A 26,036-nucleotide genomic window follows, 5' to 3' on the forward strand; every position below is an offset into this window, starting at 1 on the left:
TGAGTTTTTAAATAACATCATAAACCCCTATGTTATGTTAAAATCAATAAAATTGGCAATTTTAGGTTGCTTTTTTATAATCCCACTTTACGCCCAAACTACAATTGATTCATTTGATTTTGAATCAGGTATTGAAGGTTGGTCACAAAGTGCTATGGATGATTTTGACTTAATTAGACAATCTGAGGGGACACCCTCAAATAATACGGGGCCTAATACTGCTTCTTCAGGTAATTTTTATATGTTTGCTGAAATGTCTAGCCCTAGAGAAAGTGGAGATAGTGCCATTTTTACTAGTCCTGTGATTGATTTGTCAGGATATATGCAGCCAACGTTTTCTTTTGATTATCATATGTATAGCAGCAACAGTATTAGTGATGTTGGAACTTTAGCTCTTGAAATAAATGAGAATAACACTGGTTGGCAATCAACTTCTTTTTCGTTAACAGGAAGTCAAAATTATGATCAAGATACTTGGTTGCCAGGACTTGTAGATTTATTGGCTTACCAAGGGAGTTCAGTGCAATTTAGGTTTGTAATTACTAGGGCAAATACTTGGCAGGGAGATATTGCTTTTGACAATATAACTATTGAAGGTACAGCTTTGGTTGCTGGTGTTGAAATTTATGTAGCTGGAAATGGTTTTGAGATTCCAACCGGAACCACAGCTATTTCAATAACAAATGGAACCGATTTTGGAGGTGTTAATTTGGCGTCAAGTTCAGTAGCGCAAACTTTTACAATAGAAAATTGGGGTTTAGATGATTTGGTATTAAATAATTCACCTTATGTATCAATTACAGGTGCTGATGCTGGACATTTTTCGATAGATGTAGCCTCAACAACATCACCTATTACTTCTGCAAATTCTACCACATTTCAAGTTACATTTTCACCACTTTCACTAGGTACAAAAACGGCAACTATACAAATTTCTAATAACGACACAGATGAAGGTTTATACAGCTTTAATGTGCAAGGTACAGGAGTTCAAAACTTTTTTGATAGCGATGGTGATGGAGTTTTTGACCATGTGGATATTGATGATGATAATGATGGTGTTTTAGATGCTTTAGAAGAAAGTGCTTGTAAAAGTTCTTCCATATCAGTTCCTGCAAACTATAAGTTTTTAAATGAAACTTTTGGAACTTTAGCTCCAGGTGCTAGAACAACAATTAATACTTCGTACAATGCAACTACCACTTATTGTTATGAAGAAGGAATAGGAACAGGTTCTTCTTGTGGATCTACCTGGATTCTTGATGATGGAGAATATGTAGTTGTTTCCAAAATTACTGGTACAGATACAGCTGACCCAGATAATATACACGGAGATTTAGCTTGGACAAATGTTTTAGATCATACGGCTGATGATGGAGATACAGGTGGAATGGCTGTTTTTAATGCTGCTTGGGATCCTGGTGTTTTTTATGAAACTACAATAACAGGTATTTTACCAAATGTTCCAATTACGTATAGTTTTTGGGTGTTAAATATTATGGCAGAATCTAAGTTTCCGGGTTCTATTTTACCTAATGTAACAGTACAATTTGTTGATTTATTTGGAAACATTATTACAAGTATTGATACAGGTGAATTTGGTAGATGTGCTTCAGGTGTTAACGATAATTCTTGTACTGCCAATGAATGGCAAAATTTTACTCGTGATGATATTGTTTTGGGTAATGTAGATAAATTTATAGTTCGATTTATAAACAATGCTCCCGGTGGAGCTGGTAACGATTTAGCGCTTGATGATATTGTAATTTCACAAACATTATGTGATAAAGACAGTGATGGTGTTGCTGATGTTTTTGATTTAGACAGTGATAATGATGGGATACCTGATGTTGTTGAATCTGGTTTAGGAATTATAAGTTTAGGTACAGCAAAAATACCTTTTCCTTCGGGTTGGGTTGATGCAAATGGAAACGGAATGCATGATGCAGCAGAATCAAATGTTATTTTAGATTCAGATAGTGATGGAACTCCAAATTATTTAGATTTAGATAGTGATAACGATGGAATTTTTGATGTTGACGAATCTGGTGCTGGAAATACAGCAAATGCAACTTTTCAAAATGGTGATGGAGATATTTCAGGAAATGGTGTAGGGCAAGGTCCCGATACTGATTATGTTAGAGAAACCGACTATGAATCTGATGGAACCTTAGAATATTTTACCGACGGAATTTTAGATGTGTACGATTATTTTAACGGAAGTACTTTTGAGACCGCTTACGGAAACGAAAATCAAGGTGTAGGAAATACGTATTATGTGTTAGATTCTGATGCTGATGGTATTCCAGATTATATGGATGTAACTTCTGATGGGGTAACTTTTGATATTTCACATACCTTATATGCCAATTTAGATGCTGATAACGACGGTATTATTGACGATACAAATGATAGCGAAGGTGATGGTATTGTAGATTTATTTGATACCGATGATAGCGCTTTTGGTTCTCCACGTGATCTTGATCGTTGTTTAAACTTGTATTTTGATGGAAGAAATGATTATGCTGAAGATAGTGCAGTTATCAACGCGTGGGGTGAAGCAACTATGATGTGTTGGATTAAAATGGATCCTGCTTCCGCAGGAATTCAACATATAATGGGGCAAAATGAGTTTAATATTCAGTTAAATGCCAACAAAACTATTTCAGCACATGCAAGTGGTAATACTCTAAATTATAGTACTCCTTTAAACGTAAATCAATGGGTGCATATTGCAACTAGCTATAGCAGTTTAAATAATGAGTTTAAGTTGTTTATAAATGGCGAAGAAATAGCCATTGAGACTGGTGTTTCAGGAGCCTTATCAGCAGATACTTCTTTATTTACTATAGGAAAACTACCAGGAGTAAATAGTAATTTTTACCACGGATATATAGATGAAGTAAGAGTTTTTAACAAAGCACTTTCTAATAATGAACTTCAAAAAATAGTATATCAAGAAATTGAAAATAATGGTGGAATTGTAAGAGGAAGCATTATTCCTATGAATGTTACAAATTTTATTGATGAAGATACTGTAACTCCTTTAGATTGGACCTATTTGCAACGCTATTTTAAAATGGATGTTTATAAAGATGATATTATTGATGATTTAAGTACTCCTGCAGTTGATGTTGGTGCCGGAGCCACAATTTACAATATGAAAATTATTGATGTGCAAACAGCTCCATTACCATTTGTAACCAATCAAACAGGAACACTTCCTACGGCAGTAAATCATACAATTAATGGTGTTAATGGAAACGATGCTATTGCTTATGATTGGTCTATTGTAAATATTTTACATGATGCTGTTTATTACAATAATTATCAAAAACATTTGGGCTTAATTGTAAATAACTTAGATGCTGGTTCAAATCCAATAGAGTATAGTATTCAAAATAATTCAGAGTTAAATGTAAGTTGGTATTTAAAGTTAGATGGTTTTATTGATTTAGAAGGCGAATCACAATTAGTTCAAGGTGCAGAAAGTGTTTTAGATGAAGATAGTGTAGGCTATATTGAGCAAGATCAACAAGGTACGCAAAGTAGTTATAATTATAATTATTGGTCATCATCAGTATCTCCAATAGCTGCTGGCGCAGGAACTAACAATACAAGTAATACCATTTCTGAAGTTTTGTTTGATGGAACTATTGCAAATAATCCTGCTGCAATAAATTTTCAACCAGAACATACTGCTGCTGATGGAGCGGTTACATCACCTATTACCTTAAGTTCTTATTGGTTGTACACCTTTAATGGTTTAGACAACGATTATAATTCTTGGGTTTCTATTGATGAAGACTCTTCGGTATTAGCAGGTGAAGGATATACAATGAAAGGAACTTCAGGAGTGGCGGCTATTATTGATAATCAAAATTATGTATTTAAAGGAAAGCCACACAATGGAGATATAACATTAAGCATAGCTTTAAATGATAATAGATTAGTTGGAAATCCATACTCATCTGCAATGGATGCAAATGCATTTATTTTAGACAATATAAGTGATAGTGGAGGTAATGCAGCTACTAATGTTTTTAACGGAGCCTTATATTTTTGGGATCATTTTTCTGGTCATACCCATGTGTTAAGTGAATATGTTGGAGGTTATGCTACCTATACTTTAATGGGAGGAGCAAAAGCGTATGCAAATGATGAACGCATACAAAATAATGGCTCATCAGGAGTTAAGGTTCCTGAAAGATATATTCCTGTAAATCAAGGTTTTTTTGTAAATGCCTCCTTAGATACGGTGTCGAATTCTATCAGTACTTCGGTAACAGGTGGAGCTGTAATATTTAAAAATAGCCAAAGAGTATGTGTTACTGAAAACTCAGGGAATTCAGTGTTTTTAAAATCAGCACATTCAAAAGAAACTACTAAGCAATTAGTTGTTGAAGAAGACACACGTTCGAAAGTAAGACTACTATTTAAATCTCCAACAGGTTATGAACGACAATTGTTAGTGGGAGCTGATGCAAATGCAAGTGCTAATTTTGATTTGGGTTACGACGGGTTTTTAATAGAAGATAACGTAGCTGATATGTTTTGGGCTTTTAGTGATGCAAAATTTGTAATTCAAGCGGTTGATACATTTAAATTAGATCAAGAGTTGAAAATAGGTTTACGTATTGAGAGTGCTGGTATTGCAAGTATAAGTATTGATACACTAGAAAATATTGATGAAGGATTTGAATTGTTTATTCATGACAATTTAACAGGAAAAAATTATGATATAATTAAAAATTCAGCAGAAATACACCTAGAGCCTGGTGAATATATGGATAGATTTGATGTGCGTTTTAAAGCTGAAAAAACACTTTCAGTTGAAAATGAAGCAGCATTGAACGGAATTCACGTGTTTGTAAATAATAGTTCAAACGAACTTCAAATTAAAAATACATTAAATACTGAAATTAAAACAATCTGTTTGTACAACAGTTTGGGGCAGCTTCAACATAAATGGCAAAAAAACCTTGAAAATGCACAAATATCATTGCCAGTTAATAACAAAGTACCTGGAATGTATTTAGTTCAGGTAAAAACAAATACAGGATTATTTAACAAAAAGGTTATTGTTAATTGATTAGGTGTTATTCATTGGTATTTAGTTACGAGTTTTATTTTTTTAACCTACACAATTCAGTGGTTACAGCTATGTTTATATAGTACCCTAGGCTAACTTCAAAATAAATAGTAAAAAATACCTCGAAACTATACGAATATAATTGCTTGTTTCAAACAAGATAACAGTTGTTTATTTAAATTGACACTTATAAGATGGTTTTTACTAAAAAAATAGTAATAAATTGAATACTTTTTTCATTAAAAATATTAAAACTTTAACTAAATAATACTTCTAAAAAAGTTCTAATTCTTCATTTTTTAGAAGTATTTGAATTTTTCTCATTTTAAATAAAGCGCATAATAATCACAATAAAATACCTGATTTTTATCATAAATGGTTGTTTGGGATCTTAAATTGATTTTGTAAATAACACATTGTTAGTCTATTATGAAAAATGTTAACAAGTGGAAGTTTTGTTAATAACTAATAATTAATTACTTTTGAATCAACAATTAACCCTATTTTACCCCAAATATGAAAAACAAATTACTAGCTGTAGGTTCATTTGCAACTTATTCTCAGATACCCCCTTTTCAAATTATTCTAAATCGTTTAATCTCTTTCCAAATTTAATTCTATTTGTAAAATCAATCTATTATAGTAGTCTATTACTATGATTACAAATGTTATTTAAATACGTTTATAATTTAACCCAATGAAAACATATATCTTTTTAAAAAAATACTTTTTAGTCTTTTTTTTATTTTTAGTTAGTTCAACTGTATTTAGTCAAGGAATTCTTCAAGTTTTAGATAGCAAGAAAAATAATGTTGCTCGTAACTCTGTAACTGATTATGGTGATATAAATTTAAATTCAAGTAAAGTTTTTAACTTTAATCTAAAGAATATTGCTAGTGGAAAGGGGGGGAAAGGTCTTAAGAAAGTTACAGTATCAATCTCTGGGAATGATTTTTCAGTAACAAATTCTAACCTCGGAAATTTAAAAAAAGGTACTCAGGTTACACTACCAATAAAATTTTCTCCAACTTCTGATGGTTTAAAAACAGCAGTTGTTACCATAAGTTATAGCAATGGAGTGCAGTCTTCATATAAGTTTATTTTACAAGGGAAAGGGCAAGCTGCAGATAAATCCCCAGAAATTAATGTTTATGATGCTGCAAATTCAGCTAACATCGATGATGGAGATTTGACACCTTCAGTACTGAATAGTACTGATTTCGATACTGTTGATGTGGGGTCTTCTTTAATGTATACTTTCAGAGTAGAGAATACGGGGCATCAACAATCGAGTTTGAATTTATCAAATCCAGTTTTTACAAGTAATGTTGACGGTTATTTTACAGTATCAACTATGGGTAGTTCTTCGCTACCTAAAAATAATACTACTACTTTTACAATAACTTTCACTCCCTTGTCAGTAGGTACTTTTACAGCTGACATATCAATAGAGAATAATGACTCAGATGAAAATCCTTATAATTTTAGAATTCAAGGAACTGGAACTGCACCTCAACCTGATATTGATATTCAAGGAAATAGTATTTTAATTGCGGATACTGATAGTACACCTGATGTTAATGATGGTACTAACTTTGGTACTACTGACACAACAACACCTGTGGTAAGTACATTTACAATGCAAAATAATGGTACTGCAGACTTAGTAGTTAGTGGTATTAGTAGCGATAATGGTGTTTTTTCAATAGGAGCGCTTACTTATTCTATAACAATAGCAAGTGGTTCTTCATATGATTTTACAGTTTCGTTTTTACCTACAACAAATGGAACGGAAACAGGAACTATAACTGTAAATAGTAATGTTAGTAGCCCTTTAGATATATATACTTTTGTAGTTTCAGGTACGGGTATAGCACCTCTAACTGAGGGCCCTGGAGGGGTAACATCAAATTTAAAATTATGGTTAAAAGCAAATGAAGGGGTTGTTGTAAATGGAAGTAGTGGGGTAACTTCTTGGTTTACGCAGGCTTATGGTTCAAACGCAACAGTTAATACACCTGGTCAGGAACCTACTTTTAGAGATGAAGAAACTTACAATGTAAATTTTAATCCTGTAGTTGAATTTTCAAATGCATATACTTCAGTAATTAAAGATACTGATTTTTCTTTTGATAACACCACTACTCAATTTTTAGAAGGAAATTCTGGTTTTTACTCACAAGACATATTTGTGGTATTTATTCCAGATGATATCCCAATTAATACTTCATTTGGTTTTATGGATATGTTTTGTGCTGATGCCAATATATTAAAAGATGAGGAAGATGCTACAGGTATCGGGTTAGGAGATTATTCAGGTAGAATATCTAATGAAATAATTAGTTATGCTCATAGTACTTATAATAAATCTACTCCTGGTGATGGATATGCTGTAGCTGAAATTGGTACAGGGTCCAGTTATGATAATGTGGGGATAATAAACGCTCACAATAATCTATCATTACCTCAACAAGAATTAAGTTATAATGCTAACTCTATTGGAAATACCCAAAACAACTCTTTGGATCAAATGATCAATGTAAATGATACAAAATTTTGGATAGGAAGAAGTGAAGGTTGGGAGGCTAGTTTAAATGGAAGAATAGCTGAAATAATCACCTATTCAACAAGGAAAAATGATACAGATTTAACCCAAGAACGTAATAGAATTCAATCATATTTAGCTGTAAAATATGGAATCACTTTAGGTGTGAATGGAGCTAGTCAAGATTATGTTGATAGTGATGGGACCATAATTTGGGATCAATCTGCAAATAATGGTTTTAATTACGACATTGCAGGTATTGGTAGAGATGATGTTTCCGAATTAAATCAAAAACAATCTAAAAGTGTAAATACTTTTTTTGATGGAGTTGGAGAAAGTAGAGGTTTATTAACTATTGGTTTATCAGATATTCATAGTACAAATAATTTAAACACGGCAACATTTAATAGCGACCGACAGTTTTTATGTTGGGGAAATAACAATGCAAGTTTAGACGGAACTGCAGTAAGTATTGAGGTTGATATGAGTAAAGGGATAACGCCTTTAGACGACACCGATTTGAATACCCCAGTTTCTTTTGAAGCAATTCAAAGAGTTTGGAAAGTTATTGAAAATGTTGGAGATGGAGTAGATATTCCAACTGTTAAAGTTTCTATTCCAACAAATGCAGTACGGTCTGCTATGCCACCAGATGGTAGGTATTTGATGTTTATTTCAGATACAGGAATTTTTGACCCAACAGCAGATTATAGAGTAATGACAGAGTCTGGAGGGAATTTATATACGGAGTATGATTTTGATGGTGCAAAATACATCACTTTTGGCTGGGCTCCAGAAAAAGAATACGAAAGATCCATTTATTTTAATCCAGTAAATAAGCATTATATTGATATGGAAGATAATTTAGATTTGAATGCTACAGAATTTACGGTTTCGGCGTGGATTAATAGAGGCATTAATTCTGCAAATACATCTATTTTATCTAAAAGAAATGTTGGTTATACCGAAGGTTACGATTTTAAAATTAATGGTTCTGGAAAATTAGAAATGTCTTGGGGGGCTTCGGGATTAGAAAAAATAACTTCAAATACAACTATTCCAGAAAATGTTTGGCATCAAGTAGCGGTTATTTATAAAGATAATACAGCTAATATTTATATTGATGGTGTTTTAGACGAAACGGTTTCAGGTTTAAGCAATCCGGTAAATACCAACAGTTCCTTTTTTATAGCAGCAGCTTGTAAAAATACTCCTGAAGCTTATTTCCACGGGAATATTGATGAGGTTAGAGTTTGGGATATAGCACTTTCAGAAGAGCAGTTGCGTTATATTATGAATCAAGAAATTGAAGAAAATGCAACGTTTGTTGGTGGGAAAATTATTCCAAATACAATAACGAATAATGAATTTAACACGACTCTTTGGGATAAATTAGCAGGGTATTACCCAATGTCTGTATATACGTATACAAATACTAAAGATGAATCAGGTAAAGGACACCAAGGTGCTTTACGTAATTTAAATACAGTTGATTGGCAAACAGCACCGTTGCCATACCAATCGGAGAATGATGGCTTATGGAATACGCCTTCAACTTGGTTAAATAATACGGTACAAGATATTCCTAATGGGGTATCTATTGTGGATTCTTCAATTTCAGTTGATTGGAATATTGTGGAAACTTCACATAACATTGCTTCTGAGTATCTAAGAAATATAACGATGTTGGCTTGGATTCAAAATGGGCAAACGCTAACTATGGACGGAACAGTTGATTTAACTACTGGAGTTGGTACAGGAAATGGTATTACCGTGACACATTATTTGTATTTAGGTGGAATATTAGACCTTGAAGGGGAATCACAATTAGTACAAACTGAAGGAAGTATGCTGTTCTCATCTTCAACAGGTTATTTAGAACGAGACCAGCAAGGAACAGGAAATAGTTTTAACTATAATTATTGGACATCTTCAGTAGGACCAATTGGAGGTGCAAACAATGCACCATTTCAAATTGGTAATGTATTGTTTGATGGAAGAGATCCTTCAAAAGCAATAGTTTATAATGCATCAGCCTATGCTGCAGATGCTGGTCCTATAGGGGTAAACCCAATAATAATGAGTACGTATTGGTTGTATAAATTCCATGGACCAGAAAACAGTTATAATGCTTGGGCTAATACTAATCAAACAACTACATTCAATTCAGGTGAAGGTTTTACTATGAAAGGATCATTGGGTGCTGTTCCAATTTTGAGTAGTTTTCAAAATTATGTATTTAGAGGAAAACCATACAATGGAGATATTACATTAACCTTAGATAAATCTTTAGCTAGTGGAGCAGATGTAGGTAGATTAATAGGGAATCCTTATTCTTCAGCAATTGATGTTACTGAGTTTATAAATGATAATATAACTACTACCAGTGGAACAATATATTTATGGGATCATTTCGGAGAAGAAGGATCTCATGTGCTAAAAGAATATGTTGGTGGTTATGCTACACGAAATATTTTAGCCGGTGCTCCTGCAGTTTCAAATGATTATCGTATTAATAATAACAATGGTTCAGGTACAAAAACACCTGGTAGATACATTGCTGTTGGTCAAGGATTTTTTGTAAACACTTCTGGAGGTTTTCCTGGGGGAGATATTATTTTTAAAAATAGTCAACGCGTATTTAAAACAGAGGCAGAGTTAGATAGTGGTAGTCCTTCAAAACCAATATCAGTATTTATGAAAACTGAAAAACTAAAAAGAACAACGCTACAAAGTGAAAAAACAGCACCCTTACAAAGACCAATTATTAGGTTGACTTATGATTCTCCTTTAGGGTATCATCGTCAAATAGTTATTGGGACAGATGAAAATACTACAAATGGAGTTGATAACGGTTACGATGCTTATATGGTTGATGTTGCTAAAGAAGATATGTTTTGGACTATACATGATACTAAATTTGTAATACAAGGTGTGCCTAACTTTAATTTAGATCAAGAATTTCCATTAGGTTTAACAATAAGTAAAACAGGTTTAGCAACTATTAAAATTGACGGCTTAGAAAATATAGATCAAAACCTAGATATTTATATTAAAGATGCTTTAACTGGTTCTACTACTCAAATTAATAACGAACCATTTGAGATTCTGTTAGATGCTGGCACTTACTTAGAACGTTTTTTATTGACTTTTTCACCTCAAAAAACACTGAGAGTTGAAGATGAAGTTTTAGAAAATGGTATTCAAGTATTTATGAATAATACAGTGTCGGAAATTCAAGTCAGAAATACAATGCAAGCAGAATTGTTAAGTATTAAACTGTACAATAGTTTAGGGCAATTACAAAGTACTTGGAATAAAAATCTTGAAGTAACTTCAATTGCTTTACCAGTAAATATGATTTCAACAGGGATGTATTTAGTACAAATAAATACAACTACAGGAAGGGTTTCTAATCAAATAATCATCAACAATTAAACTTACCCCAAATTAATGAAAACAAAATTACTTTTGGTGCTATTTTTATGTAGTACAATTTTTGTGAATGCTCAAACTAATATTGAATTAGCCGATAAATATTTAAAAGAAAGAGGAGAATTGGCCTTTACCTTTACAGCCAATTCAGTTGCTGAAATTCAGCAATTGGCTAAAATAATTTCTTTTGATCACGGACAAGATGGAAATAATCCACTTACAATTAAAGCAATTGCTAATAATAAGAATTTTAAAAAGTTTTTAGAATTTAATTTACCTTTTACAGTTGATACAGAGCTTAATGATCCAAAGGATGTTGTAATGTTTAATCCTAAAGTTCATAAAAAACAGGCTGTTTCAGCTAAAAGTACAGCTACATATCCTTTATCATTTCCTTTAACAGCTTATCCTACTTATGACCAATATGCAAGTCAAATGGCGGCATTTGCAGCCAATCATCCTGCAATTTGTGAGCTGGTAGATATTGGAGGAACAGTTCAAGGAGATAAGAGGCTATTATTTATCAAACTATCAGATAATGTTTCAACAAGAGAGGTAGAACCACGTGTTATGTACACATCTTCTATGCATGGTAATGAAATTGCTGGATTTCCATCGATGCTAAATTTAATAGATTATTTTATTACTGCTTACAATGACACAAACCATGCAGACCATACAAGGATTAAAAATTTATTAGATAATAGTGAGGTATGGATCAATCCATTAGCGAACCCAGATGCAACTTATTGGTTAAGTAACGATAATTCTACAGTTGCAAATTCAAGGAGAGAAAATGCTAATAACGTAGATTTAAATAGAAATTATCCTGATAATGTTGCTGGAGCTCATCCAGACGGAGAAGTTTACCAAACAGAAACACTTGCTTTTATGCAGTTAGCCAATGATTACCATTTCGTTATATCTGCTAATTTTCATGGAGGAACAGAAGTGGTAAATTACCCTTGGGATAACACATCAAATAGACATCCAGATGATGATTGGTATTTTTTTATTAGTAAGGAATATGCTGTTAATTGTCAAAACAATAGCGTTGTTGGTTATATGGATGCCATGTATACAAATTATACTTGGCCTGGTGTAACTAATGGTTCTGATTGGTACACCGTTTTTGGAGGTAGACAAGATTATATGAACTTTCATAAGCAATGTAAAGAGTCTACAGTAGAATTATCAAATTTAAAAGTACCTCCTTCTACAAATACCTCTGATAATAATGAGATTATAGATATTTGGAATTACAATCAAGAAGCTTACATTGAATATTTAGTTCAAGGTATATACGGATTTAGAGGTGTTGTAAAAGATGCTGTAACAGGAGATCCTATAAAAGCAACAATTACCTTAGTAGGGCATGATGCACTTGGTTCTTGGGTTGAAACCGAATTGCCATTAGGTGATTATTATCGCCCTATAAAAGCAGGAACATACAATATTTTATATGAGGCAGATTGTTATCAATCATATACTTTAACCGATCAGACAATTAAAGATTATGAAACTATTGATTTAGGTGATATATTATTGACACCTAGTATAGCAACTCCTACTAATTTGAATACAGCAAGTGTAGCTGCTTCAACAGCAACAATAGGTTGGGATAATGCTGGGGTTAGTTCATATGATATTCAATATAGAGTTAATGGAGCTTCTACATGGATAGCAACCACTTCAACTACAAACTCATTAAATTTAACTGGATTAACAGCTAATACAACCTATGAATTTCAAGTGCGAAGTGTGTGTGGTTCAACTTATTCGAATTATAGTAGTTTAATAAATTTCACAACAGCATCGGTTAGTTATTGTAATTCTTCAGGAAGTGTTACGGAAAGAGGTATCACAAAAGTTGAATTTAATAGCATTACTCAGACAAGTTTAACTACTAATATATATCAAGATTTCACCAACTTATCAATTGAAGTACTTGCTGGAAATACATATCCGTTAAAAGTTAATTTAACAACAACAGGTCTTAATGGTCAAAAGAAATTGTATGCCAGTGCTTTTATAGATTTTGACAATAATGGGGTGTTTGATACGACTACCGAGAAATTTGATTTAGGAACTGTTGCAAAAGATAACACAGATACTCAATCATCTATAGCCCCTAATATAAACATACCAATTACATCACATGTTGGTAATGTTAGAATGCGTATTTCTACCAAAGAGGGGGGGTACCCAACAAGTTGCGAAACTGGTTTTGATGGTGAAGTTGAAGATTACACAATAAATATTAAACATACTGCAACCTGGACTGGCACAACAAATAACAACTGGTCAACTGCAACAAACTGGTCTCCAGCAATTGTACCTACTGCAGCATCAGATATTGTTATACCTTCAGCAGCTAATATTAGTATTGATGCTAATGTTGCGGTGAGTAATTTAACTATAGGTTCAGGGGCAATTATAACGGTAAATGAAGGAGTAGTTTTAACTAATACCGGAACCATTACAAATAACGGTTCAATTGTGTTAAAATCAACTGCTGCAGGAACAGCATATTTGTTAAGTGACAGCAGTGTTGCAAATGTAACTCAAGAACGTTATTTAACTAGTAACCAAAGAGGTTGGAGAATATTAAGTAATCCGTTGTCTACAACTACTTTTGGCGCCTTAGCTTCAAATAGTCTTATAGATCTAGGTCCAAGTGCTTCTGGAGCATATAATTCAGCCAACAATACTTGGTCTAGTGGAGTTGATACAGATAATATGGTTACTCAACAAGGTTATAAGGTATTTGTTAGAGGTTTGGCGAGCGAGGTATCAGGTTTAAATTACAGTGTTACACCTCCAAGCAATGTAACTATTAAAACGGTTGGAACAGCAACTAATACAGTACCAAGTTCAATAACCACAACAGCAGGAAAGTATTACTTAGTAGCCAATCCGTATACAGCACCTGTAAGTGTTTCAAGTATTTTAACAGCAAGTTCTGGTTTAAGTTCTGCAGTATCCTATTATGATCCATCAAAGGCTTCAAATGGGGCTAGCGAGTTAATAGTTAAAAAAGGAGGGTACAACGCCAATCCAGTTTCAGGAACTTCTGGTAGCGCTTCTGATGTGGTAATACCACCAATGGGTACTATATTTGTACAAGCAACTACCGCTGGTAGTATTAATATTCCAAAAACGGCTATTTATACAGGTACAATTAGTGGTGCTGCTGGTAATTATAACCATAAAACAACAAATACTAAAAATAGTACTTCAACTGCTCTAACTATAAATGTAATTAGCAATGGTGTTAATTACGATCAATTGCAACTTAAATTTAAAGAAGTTGGAACTACTGGGAGGAATATTGATTTTGGTAAATTACCAAATACAATATTAGATTTTTATAGTATTACTGCAGATAGTAAAAACATGGCGATTAGTGAGTTGGAGTTGGTAGAGCAAATAATTCCATTGGGTATTTATTCTAAGGAAAAGCAAAACTTCACATTAACTATCGAAGAAAATAGTATTCCTTCAGAATTTGAGGCAATTTTAGAAGATAAACTTTTAAATACAAAAACCATTTTAATTGAAGGAACTGATTATAATTTCAATATCGATAATGCAGCTAATAGTCAGGGTGAAGAACGTTTTACACTTTCATTAAAAGCTTCAAGTTCATTAGTCGTTCAAGATGAGGTATTGGATTCAGCAATAAAAATTTGGCCAAATCCAGCTAGTAGTCAATTCAATATTTTAAATAAAAACAGCAATCAAGACACTACTTTTGAGATTTACACCATTACAGGGCGGTTAATTGAAGCTAAAAAAGCGCTTTCAGGTGTAACTACAGTTGTAGAAACAACAGGTTGGGCAGCAGGTGTATATATATTAAAAGCTACAAGCATAAGAAATCAAGTAATTAAAAAGTTAATAATTGAATAAACTCATGAAAACAAGATTTATTCACATAATAATCAATGTGTTTTTGTTTCTATTAAATAATAATTTAATAGCGCAAAGAGATGGTGGAAGTAGAGGGGTCACTGATCCGGGAACTGATCCAGACGCAGTTCCTATTGATGATTATTTATGGGTTTTAATTGTAATTGCTTTAGTTTTTGCAGTTAAGAAATTAAACTTTTTTGCAAGAGATTCAAACCCTTCGGAACTGAAGCTTTAAAATAAAATCATCAATAAATTGAAGATATTCTTATAAGTTTCGATCTGTTGATTAAAATAAACGGGTTAAAAAAACTATCAAATGGTAAATAAAAGCAAATAAATGGTATTGTTTAGTTTATTTTCCATACATTTATACTATGAAATTAAATAAACAATAAAACAATACCCCTAAAATAGTATTGCAAACGTAAGTTAAGTAAGCTATTTAGTTGTTTAATTGTAAATATTTCATTATTAATTATTTTTTAACCTGTATAAAACCCCTCGGTTATGAAAAAAATATTACCTCTACTGATTCTTATTTGTTGTTTTTCAACAAGTATAAATGCTTTTGAAAGCATAATATCAACAGTCTTTACCGCCGATTTAAGTATAGAAAATACTAAAAAAGCCACAACTGATGTCAGACCAAAATTTAGAATTGGGTTTGATGCACCTCAAATCAATCACCGCCAGTTATTATTAACTATTGATGAAAACTGTACTGATGGAGTGGATTGGGGATATGATGGTGAAACACCTCAAGTATTAGCCGATGATATGTATTGGTTAATAAACAATAAAGAATATGTAATTCAAGGAACAGATTCTGTTTTTAGTGGAAAAGAAATTCCTTTAGGTGTTTTTACAACAAATGGAGGTGTAATTACTATTAAAATAGATGCATTAGAAAATCCAATTACAGGTTTGAAAGTGGGTTTAAAAGATACAGCCTTAAATGTAATTCATAAACTAGAAGAAGCCGATTACCAAGTAACTCTAGAAGCAGGTACATATCACGATCGATTTTTAATTGTTTTCTTAAGTACTGACAGTACTGAATTGCCAACTTCTGAAGATACAGCAGTTGAAACAACAGAAACAGTAGAAGATGAAGAATGCGCATTGCCATCTCCACCACCTGGTTTTACAGATACTGAAGCAACAGAAGAAGATACTAGTAATTCAGAAGAAACTGAAGAAGGTAATGTTAATGAAGCTAAAGACGATGAAATAGAAGAGACAGAAGCTTCTAATAATGAAGAAAACAATACTAGAGAAAGAGAAAATAACAATACAAATCAAAACTATTTAAATAAAAATAAGCTGGTTATTTATATTAACAATGGTCAAAGTATTTTAAATGTAAAAAATAAAAGAGGACTTAAAATTGTAAGAATAACCTTATTAAATAGAAATGGTCAAAAGGTAAATGTATGGAATGAAAATCTTGACAATGAAACTATTCAACTCCAATTACAAGTTCCTAGAGGCATCTATTTAGTAATGGTACAAACAAATAATGATCGAATTATTAAAAGAGTATTAATTCAAAATTCTTAAAACTATAAAAAAGTAAACTTTTGTAAGTAAAATTAGTACAAAACGACTCACACCCTAAAGCATTTATTTTCATATAATAATGAAAATAAATGCTTTAGGGTATTTTTTTATTTCAAAAAAAACGTTAATATTATATAGTTTGGTTTTATGTTATAAAATAAGTACTATTTTTGCACGAAATTAGGTATTAATTAATATGGGGTATATTAAAAATATTATTAAAATAACAGTAGTTGCTTGCTTTTTTATACATGCTGGGTTTGGGTATGGGCAAACAACTATTATAGAAGATGATTTTGAAAGTGGCTATGGTAATTGGAATGCTGTTGAGAGAGCAACAATAGTTGATGCATCTCCTCTTAATAGTGGAAGAGCTGTTCTATTTGACAATGATAATGGAAATCAAAGTTTCTCCATAACTACTGTAAATAATTTAGATTTAACACCATATACTTCTGTAGATTTTATTTTTGATTTCAGTGCTGATTTTAATAATAATGATGGTTTTACTCTTCAATTTTCTAATGATGGAGGATCGACGTGGATAGATGTAAGAGTATTAGTAAATAATTTGAACTTTATAAATGGTGATTTTTTTGCATACAAAGTAAAAGTCAGAAGTTCAGATTTTAATTTTACAACAGCATCTAAATTTAGAATTCAATGTGATGTTAAAAATGCGACAAAACTTTATTTAGACAATATATTAATTAGAGAAAGCAGTGATGATTATTGCGAGCAAGATCCAGGTAATTCTAATAAAGATGACTACATTAGTAAAGTGCAGTTTAATACGATCAATAAAAATAGTGGGAATATTAATTCTGGTTATTCAGATTTCACATATATTTCAACTGATGTTTTTTTAAATGATTCTCATGATTTAACTGTTACTATAAATCTTAATAAACCTAATAGTAAAAAGTATAATTTATATGCTTGGTTTGATTGGAATAAAGATGGAAACTTTAACAATACAGATGAACGAGAGAGTTTTGAGCTATCTGATAAAAGTCCTCAAACGGTTACTAAGAGTATAACAATACCAAGTAATGCCGCTATAGGTAATATTCGGATGAGGATTATGCTTATATGGAATTTTAATGGTGAAATAACAGCTTGTACAGATGCAAATGGAGGTGAAGTTGAAGATTACACCATAAATATAATTAACGGCTGTTCAATAAACTCTTGGACAGGAGCGGTTAGTTCAGATTGGAATAATCCAGTAAACTGGAGTTGTGGAACAGTTCCTACAATTACTACCAATGTTTTAATTCCTGCAAGTGTAACAAATTATCCTGAAATTGCAGCTGCTGATGCAGGTGGTTTAGCAAATGATATTGAAATTGAGAATGGTGCAACATTAACGGTTTTTGATAATAGTATTGAAGTAGATGGAACTTTATTGTTAAATGGTGTTGTTGATTTAGAAGGTGAAGGACAGTTAATACAAAAAGATGGAAGTATTTTAGATGATGCAAGTACGGGATATATTACACGAAGTCAGCAAGGTACGGCTAATTTATACTCCTATAATTATTGGGGGTCGCCAGTTGGTGTAACCAAAGAATCAGGTGATATTAGTATAAGTGATTATAGCTATACTGTTCCTGCAGTATTACCTTCAGTTACCTTTTTAACTTCAGGTTATAATGGTAGCTCAAGTCCTTTATCACTAGCAGATTATTGGATTTGGAAATTTGCAGATAGACCTGCGGGAAATTATTCCGAATGGCAACATATGCGAAGTTCAGGTGAAATTAAAGCCGGAGAAGGTTTTACTATGAAAGGAACAACTACTGGAGATGTAAGTACGCTTCAAAATTATACATTTAGAGGTTTACCAAATAATGGTGCAATTTCTTTAGCGGTTAGTGGAGGAAATGAATATTTGGTTGCAAACCCATATCCTTCAGCTATTGATGGCTTCCAGTTTATAAATGATAATAACCCATCAAACCCAGAAGGTTCATTGTTAACCGGTACGCTTTATTTTTGGCAACAATTTAAAGGAACAAGTCATAATTTAGCAGATTATGAAGGTGGTTATGCTACGTTAACTCTTTCAGGAGGTTCTCCTGCAGCCGTGGCAAGTATAGGTGACTTGCCCGATGATTTAACTAAACTTAAAACTCCAGGTCAATACATACCTGTAGCTCAGGGATTCTTTACATCGAGTGATGCTGATGGAGGTAAGATTAAATTTAATAATGGTCAACGATTTTTTGTACCTGAATCTTCTGGAAGTTCAATTTTTATGAAGTCAAGTAACTCTAAATCTAAAACTGTAAGTACTGCTAAAGAATATCAAGATGTTCGTCCAAAATTTAGATTAGGATTTAAAGCACCTCAAATTAAACATAGACAACTGTTATTAACTATTGATGAAAAGACCACTAATGCTGTTGATTGGGGGTATGATGGCGAAATGAATGGTGTTTTGGCGGATGATATGTATTGGGCATTAGATAATAAAAAATACGTAATTCAAGGTTTGCCAGATGCTAATATTGATCGAGAGATACCTTTAGGTATTAAAATGAGTAAAGCAGGATTAGCAATCATTCAAATTGATGCGCTTGAAAATGTTGATGAAAGTGTTGAGTTGTATATTAAAGATGAATTATTAGGAACTACTACTAAAATAAACAATACTCCTTTTGAAATTGAATTAGAGGCAGGTGAATATACCAATCGTTTTTCATTGGTATTTAAGCAAAATAAAACATTAGATATAGAAGACGAAATTTTAAAAAATGGGTTGTTTGTTTATGTTAATAATATAGCACAAGAGTTAAGAATTAACAATACAACAAATGTTGAATTGTTAGCTGTAAATTTATACAATAATTTAGGTCAAGAATTAAGAGTTTGGACCAAAAATCTTGAGGATACACAACTCGTATTACCCGTTAATAATTTGGCAACAGGAATGTATGTTGTTCAGTTAAAAACATCAACAGGTGCTATTACAAAAAAGGTAATTATTAAGTAAAAATTAAAACATAAAAAAAGGGCTATTTTATTAAAAATAGCCCTTTTTTTATGCAACAACATCATGAATCATAGTATGATTTCCATCATTCCATTCGGTTAAAATATCAGTAGCAACGGAAGCACCACTCCCCGCTGCAATGGCATATTGACTTCTCCAACCAGCAATAACACCTGCAACGTACACTCCTTTGCAAATTAAATGGTTTTCATTCTTCAACATTATTTTTTCTTTAAATGAAGGAATGTTTGGGTGTGGTTGCACATACTGTGTTAAGCCTTCAATATTAAATAAATTTGACGGACTTACAGCAACTACAATGTTGGTTGCAGTGTACTTGTTTTTATTGGTAATTATGGTAATTTCAGAATCGATTTGTTGAACTTCAATTACTTTTTCTTTTGAAATTTGTTCAACATGCGGGTATAAATCGGTTAATTGCTGCAATCCTTCAGTTAAAATATCAGCACCTTTTGTGTCTTTTTTAAAGCCTAAAACATTGTTTAAAATAGCATTTTGTAAAGCTGAATTTTTTTGGTGAGAAATAATACCTACAGTTTTATTTGCTGCAAAAGGTTTATCTTTTGCCGATCCTAAAATAAGTGCGCACGAAAGTCCTGCAGCACCTCCTCCAATAATTAAAGCGTCAAAATGTTTCATGATATAAAAGCTTTATGAGAATAATCCTTGAATGTTAGATGTAAATAGTTTAACGGCAATGGCTAATAAAATTACACCAAATATTTTTTGAATAATGTTAATGCCGTTCTCTCCAATTAATCGTTCAATTTTACTTGAAGTTTTTAAAACAACATACATAAAAAATACATTAATAATAATAGCTATAATAATATTTACAGTTGCGTATTCTGCTCGTAATGATAATATAGCGGTTAAACTTCCTGGTCCAGCAATTAATGGAAAAGCTAAGGGAAATACAGAAGCTGTCATTGAGTTGGTTTTTTCTTCTTTGTATAATGATATTCCTAAAATCATTTCCAAAGCTAAAAAGAATAAAATTAGCGAACCTGCAACGGCAAACGAATTAACATCAATACCAATTAAATTTAAAATGCTTTTTCCTAAAAAAAGAAAAAGAATCATAATAATTCCGGCAACAACAGAAGCTTTTTCCGATTCTAAACTTCCTACTTTTTTTCGTAAATCAATAATAATAGGTATGTTGCCAATAACATCAATTACAGCAAACAGTACCATAGTGGCAGTAATTATTTCTTTAATATTAAACCCCATAATACTCGTTTTTAAATTTGGTTGGCAAATGTAGTTAATCATTTATAGCCTTTAACAAAAGTATATAAAAAAATAGTTTATTTTTGCGGCATGTTTCAATTAGGAAAAACCATAGTTTCAGAAGACATTATTGAGAAAGATTTTGTCTGTAATTTAAATGCCTGTAAGGGTAAGTGTTGTATTGATGGCGAAGCCGGAGCTCCGTTAGAAGAAAGTGAACTTCAAATATTACTTGATATTTATCCAAAAGTAAAACCTTTTTTAAGACCAGAAGGAATAGCAGCTATTGAAGATCAAGGATTATTTGTTACTACAGAAGGTGAATATGAAACCACCTTAATTGATGGTAAAGATTGTGCCTATGTAATTTTTGATGAAAATAACATTACCAAATGCGGTATTGAAGAAGCATATAATCAAGGAGAAATTAAATGGAAAAAGCCAATTTCGTGCCATTTATATCCTGTTCGTATTATGGAATATAGCGAGTTTTCAGCAGTAAATTACCACAGTTGGCCAATTTGTGACGACGCCTGTACTTTGGGTAAAGAGCTGCAAGTGCCAGTATATAAATTTGTAAAAGAAGCCTTAATTAGAAAGTTTGGGAAAGATTGGTATGCTGAATTGGAAACGGTTGCTGAAAATTATAAGCCTGAATAATTAATGTAAAAACAAAAAAACTATGAAAACATTATTTAAAAACATCGCAATTTTAACAATTTTATTAGCAACAATCACTGCCTGTGATGAAATTGAAGATTTGGCAGATGTAACAAAAACGGTGGAATTAACGAAGCAATTTAAAGTAGAATTAGAAGGCGGAGATAACGCTGTTGAAACGGGAAGTTTTAATATTAGTATTTTAACACCTGCTGTTGAACCGTATGCTGATAAGTTAAAAAATGTAGCAATTGAAAAAATAACATTTGAAGTTTTAAACTATACAGGTGATGCATTAGCAGAGTACAAAGCGCAATTTACTGCTGATGGAACACCGTTTATAAATGAAAGTTTTTTTGGCTTTGAAGCTGATGCTAATGATACTATTTTTGAAGTAAACGATACGTCAGCGTTAAATACTGTAGCAACAAAATTATTAAATAACGATAGCGTTACTGTATCTTTCAATGCAGAATCTACTAATTTAGAAGTTGCGGCTAGTTTTACAATTGATGTAAAATTCTATATTAAAGTAACAGCAAATCCCCTTTAAAAGGAATTATTTTCTCGTATAAAGTTATATTTTTTGAAAGTACTTGCATTTTTTTGTAAGTGCTTTTTTTATGTTTTACGCCATACCTCCTCTTGTGAAAATTTGGTTTTCAATATTCTCAGCAAAACCAGTAGTTAGTTGAATCTCAGGGAATATATATTGTTGATTATCAGTATTTAAGACTGATTAATCGTTTATTCTAAAATAGCGTAAAATGTTAAAAACTTACTTGCAAATGTGAATAAGTAACCCTTTTTTATGTTTAAATTTTTCCAATCTTTGTTTTCTCATTCGAGACAAATTACAACTAACTAATTCTAAAAAAATCACAGCTATAATGTCGTTTATTGAACCAATTTTACAAGAAAATAAAGATCGATTTGTAATTTTTCCAATTCAACACCAAGATATTTGGGAATGGTATAAAAAACAGGAAGCAAGTATTTGGACAGCTGAAGAAATTGATTTACACCAAGATGTAATAGATTGGGAACAAAAATTAAGCGATGATGAGCGTTATTTTATCAAACATATTTTAGCCTTTTTTGCTGCTTCAGATGGAATTGTAAATGAAAATTTGGCTGAAAACTTTGTAAGTGAAGTTCAATATTCCGAAGCAAAATTCTTTTATGGTTTTCAAATAATGATGGAAAATATTCACTCTGAAGTGTACTCATTGTTAATTGATACCTATGTAAAAAATGAAGTTGAAAAAAATGAGTTATTTAAAGCTATTGAAGTTTTTCCTGCAATTAAATTAAAAGCAGATTGGGCCTTAAAATGGATTGACAGTCCAAGTTTCGCAGAACGTTTAATTGCTTTTGCAGCTGTTGAAGGAATTTTCTTTTCAGGTAGTTTTTGTTCAATTTTTTGGTTGAAAAAAAGAGGCTTATTGCCAGGGTTAACTTTCTCCAACGAGTTAATTTCTCGTGACGAAGGTTTACACTGTGATTTTGCGGTGCACTTGCACAACAATCATATTGTAAATAAAGTGCCTAAAGAGCGTATTACCGAGATTATTGTAGATGCTTTAAATATTGAACGTAAATTTATTACAGAATCATTGCCTGTTAGTTTAATAGGAATGAATGCTAAATTAATGACCCAATATTTAGAGTTTGTAACCGACCGTTTATTAAGTGAATTTGGTTGCGATACAGTGTACAATGTTTCCAATCCGTTTGATTTTATGGAAATGATTTCATTAGAAGGAAAAACCAATTTCTTTGAAAAAAGAGTCTCTGAATACCAAAAAGCAGGTGTGAAAAGTGGTACAGGTACCGGAGAAATTAGTTTCGACGCAGATTTTTAAGATAATTTTAAATCAAGAATTACGATTACCCCAAGCGTATATTCAAAAACACAAAAATATTAAATAGTAGAGACTATAGCTTTGAAGTGAAATTATTACTTCAAACAATTTAGTTCTTTAGACCAAATAGTTGTCATTTCTTAGAAGGTAGGAATTTATGCTGTATGGTTTGGATTCTTGTTTGAACATGAATCACTAGACTGGAATAATAAGCTTATAAAACTAAAAACTAACTAGAATTTGTATTTTGAGTTCATTTGTAATTCAAAATTCGTAATTCAAAAATTAACTACAGAATGTTTGTATTAAAAAGAGACGGAAGAAAAGAGCCAGTGATGTTTGATAAAATTACGGCAAGAGTAAGAAAAATGTGTTATGGACTAAATAACTTAGTAGATCCTGTGAAGGTTGCTATGAGGGTTATTGAAGGCCTATATGACGGGGTTACTACTTCTGAATTAGATAATTTAGCAGCTGAAACTGCTGCAACTATGACCGTTCAGCATCCAGATTACGCTCGTTTAGCTGCAAGAATTGCCGTTTCAAACTTACACAAAAACACAAAAAAAACATTTAGCGATGTAATGACGGATTTATACAATTATGTAAATCCACGTACAGGTAAAAAAGCACCATTATTGTCTGATGAAGTATATAAAGTAATCATAGGTAATGCTGCAAAATTAGATTCAACCATAATTTATAACCGTGATTTTGGGTATGATTATTTCGGATTTAAAACATTAGAACGTTCGTATTTATTAAAATTAAATGGCGAAATAGCCGAGCGTCCGCAGCATATGTTAATGCGTGTTGCCATTGGTATTCATTTAAATGATATTGATGAAGCTATTGAGACGTACGAATTAATGTCTAAAAAAATATTTACACACGCTACACCAACGTTATTTAACTCTGGTACACCAAAACCACAAATGTCATCTTGTTTTTTATTACAAATTCAGGATGATAGTATTGATGGTATTTATGATACCTTAAAACAAACCGCTAAAATCTCGCAATCTGCAGGTGGTATAGGTTTGTCTATTCACAATGTACGTGCAACAGGTTCTTATATTCGCGGAACAAATGGTACTTCAAACGGAATTGTACCAATGTTAAAGGTTTATAATGATACGGCTCGTTATGTAGATCAGGGTGGAGGAAAGCGCAAAGGTTCTTTCGCAATTTATATGGAACCTTGGCATGCAGATGTTTTTGACTTTCTAGATTTACGTAAAAATACAGGTGCCGAAGAAATGCGTGCACGTGATTTATTTTATGCCATGTGGATTCCAGATTTGTTTATGAAACGTGTAGAGGAAAACGGAGATTGGACCTTAATGTGTCCAAATGAATGTCCGCACTTATTTGATACCTATGGCGATGAATTTGAAAAATTATATACAAGCTACGAGCAAGTAGGTAAAGGAAGAAAAACCATTAAAGCACGTGAACTTTGGGAAAAGATTTTAGAGGCTCAAATTGAGACTGGAAACCCTTATATGTTGTATAAAGATGCAGCAAATAGAAAGTCGAATCAAAAAAATTTAGGAACCATTCGTTCTTCAAATTTATGTACAGAAATTATGGAATATACGGCAAAAGATGAGGTTGCTGTTTGTAACTTAGCATCCATAGCTGTACCAATGTTTGTTGAAGAAAATAAAGATGGTGTTAAGTTTTTCAACCATAAAAAACTATTTAAGGTCACTAAAAAAATTACTCGAAATCTAGATACGGTAATTGACCGTAATTATTATCCTGTAAAAGAAGCCGAGAACTCAAATTTCCGTCACAGACCTGTTGGTTTAGGAATTCAAGGGTTGGCTGATGCATTTATTATGTTACGTATGCCTTTTACAAGTGATGAAGCTAAAAAACTAAACGAAGAAATTTTTGAAACTATCTATTTTGCAGCCGTAACCTCATCTATGGAAATGGCAAAAGCAAAAGAGCCGTATTCAACTTATGAAGGTTCACCTATGTCGCAAGGTGAATTTCAGTTTAATATGTGGGGTGTTTCAGAAGACGATTTAAGTGGGCGTTGGGATTGGAAATCTTTACGTAAAGAAGTCAAAAAAAATGGGGTAAGAAATTCATTATTAGTCGCTCCAATGCCAACAGCCTCCACTTCACAAATATTAGGTAATAATGAAGCTTTTGAGCCTTATACTTCTAATATTTACACGCGAAGAGTTTTAAGTGGCGAGTTTATTGTTGTAAATAAGCATTTATTAGAAGACTTGGTTGAACTAGGGCTTTGGAACAACGAAATGAAAGAGAATATTATGCGTGCTAACGGATCTATTCAACATATTGATGTTATACCACAAGAATTGAAAGAATTGTATAAAACAGTGTGGGAATTAAGTATGAAGGACATTATTGATATGTCTCGACAAAGAGGTTATTTTATTGATCAATCTCAATCCCTGAATTTATTTATGCAAGATGCGAATTATTCAAAGTTAACATCTATGCACTTCTACGCTTGGAAAAGTGGTTTAAAAACTGGAATGTACTATTTAAGAACAAAAAGTGCGGTAAACGCTATACAGTTTACACTTTCAAATAAAAAGAAGGTTGAAGATGCTCCATTAAGTCCGGAAGAATTAAAAGCTATGCTAATAGCTTCACAAAACAATCCAGATGATTGTGAAATGTGTGGTTCATAATTTAAAACGTGTAATTACCTCAAAGTTAATAACT

General features: G+C 32.1%; 12 protein-coding genes. 10 read left to right on the forward strand and 2 right to left on the reverse strand.

Features of this window, described 5'->3' with window-relative positions:
- Positions 1–34: 34 nt before the first annotated feature.
- The 6 genes from CHB67_RS04715 (at position 35) to CHB67_RS04740 (ending at position 19,545) form a co-directional block, all read left to right on the forward strand.
- Positions 35–5,092 carry a LamG-like jellyroll fold domain-containing protein gene (locus CHB67_RS04715; protein WP_089380586.1) on the forward strand — a complete coding sequence of 1,686 codons (5,058 nt, stop codon included), beginning with the start codon at positions 35–37 and terminating at the stop codon, positions 5,090–5,092.
- A 697-nt stretch (positions 5,093–5,789) separates the two neighbouring features.
- A complete protein-coding gene (locus CHB67_RS04720; protein ID WP_089380587.1) occupies positions 5,790–11,075 on the forward strand; it encodes a choice-of-anchor D domain-containing protein in 5,286 nt (1,761 codons plus the stop codon).
- Positions 11,076–11,090: 15 nt separating this feature from the next.
- The gene (locus CHB67_RS04725; protein WP_089380588.1) at positions 11,091–14,984 is read left to right on the forward strand and encodes a M14 family zinc carboxypeptidase; all 3,894 of its coding nucleotides are present in this window, start codon (positions 11,091–11,093) and stop codon (positions 14,982–14,984) included.
- A 4-nt stretch (positions 14,985–14,988) separates the two neighbouring features.
- Entirely contained in the window at positions 14,989–15,222 is a 234-nt protein-coding gene (locus CHB67_RS04730) for a hypothetical protein (protein ID WP_089380589.1), read from the forward strand.
- 272 nt (positions 15,223–15,494) lie between these two features.
- The gene (locus tag CHB67_RS04735; protein ID WP_089380590.1) at positions 15,495–16,547 is read left to right on the forward strand and encodes a T9SS type A sorting domain-containing protein; all 1,053 of its coding nucleotides are present in this window, start codon (positions 15,495–15,497) and stop codon (positions 16,545–16,547) included.
- Between the two features lie 196 nt (positions 16,548–16,743).
- On the forward strand, positions 16,744–19,545 hold the full coding sequence (locus tag CHB67_RS04740) for a GEVED domain-containing protein (RefSeq protein WP_089380591.1): 2,802 nt from the start codon (positions 16,744–16,746) through the stop codon (positions 19,543–19,545).
- Between the two features lie 48 nt (positions 19,546–19,593).
- Here the strand turns inward: CHB67_RS04740 and CHB67_RS04745 are convergent, their stop codons facing one another.
- The gene (locus tag CHB67_RS04745; RefSeq protein WP_089380592.1) at positions 19,594–20,205 is read right to left on the reverse strand and encodes an FAD-dependent oxidoreductase; all 612 of its coding nucleotides are present in this window, start codon (positions 20,203–20,205) and stop codon (positions 19,594–19,596) included.
- A gap of 12 nt (positions 20,206–20,217) precedes the next feature.
- Positions 20,218–20,799, reverse strand: coding sequence for a MarC family protein (locus CHB67_RS04750; RefSeq protein WP_089380593.1), 582 nt, complete (start codon positions 20,797–20,799; stop codon positions 20,218–20,220).
- 90 nt (positions 20,800–20,889) lie between these two features.
- Between CHB67_RS04750 and CHB67_RS04755 the strand changes: the two genes are divergently transcribed.
- The 4 genes from CHB67_RS04755 to CHB67_RS04770 all read left to right on the forward strand — a co-directional run bounded on the left by CHB67_RS04755 (position 20,890) and on the right by CHB67_RS04770 (position 26,002).
- Positions 20,890–21,459 (forward strand): DUF3109 family protein, encoded by a 570-nt coding sequence (locus CHB67_RS04755; RefSeq protein WP_089380594.1) that lies wholly within the window; start codon positions 20,890–20,892, stop codon positions 21,457–21,459.
- 22 nt (positions 21,460–21,481) lie between these two features.
- A complete protein-coding gene (locus CHB67_RS04760) occupies positions 21,482–22,012 on the forward strand; it encodes a hypothetical protein (protein ID WP_089380595.1) in 531 nt (176 codons plus the stop codon).
- 337 nt (positions 22,013–22,349) lie between these two features.
- On the forward strand, positions 22,350–23,324 hold the full coding sequence (locus CHB67_RS04765) for a ribonucleotide-diphosphate reductase subunit beta (protein WP_176461213.1): 975 nt from the start codon (positions 22,350–22,352) through the stop codon (positions 23,322–23,324).
- A gap of 296 nt (positions 23,325–23,620) precedes the next feature.
- Positions 23,621–26,002, forward strand: a complete 2,382-nt coding sequence (locus CHB67_RS04770; RefSeq protein ID WP_089380597.1) for a ribonucleoside-diphosphate reductase subunit alpha — start codon at positions 23,621–23,623, stop codon at positions 26,000–26,002.
- Positions 26,003–26,036: the final 34 nt, after the last annotated feature.

The organism is Lutibacter agarilyticus, from assembly GCF_900188235.1.
In the GTDB taxonomy this organism is placed as follows: domain Bacteria; phylum Bacteroidota; class Bacteroidia; order Flavobacteriales; family Flavobacteriaceae; genus Lutibacter; species Lutibacter agarilyticus.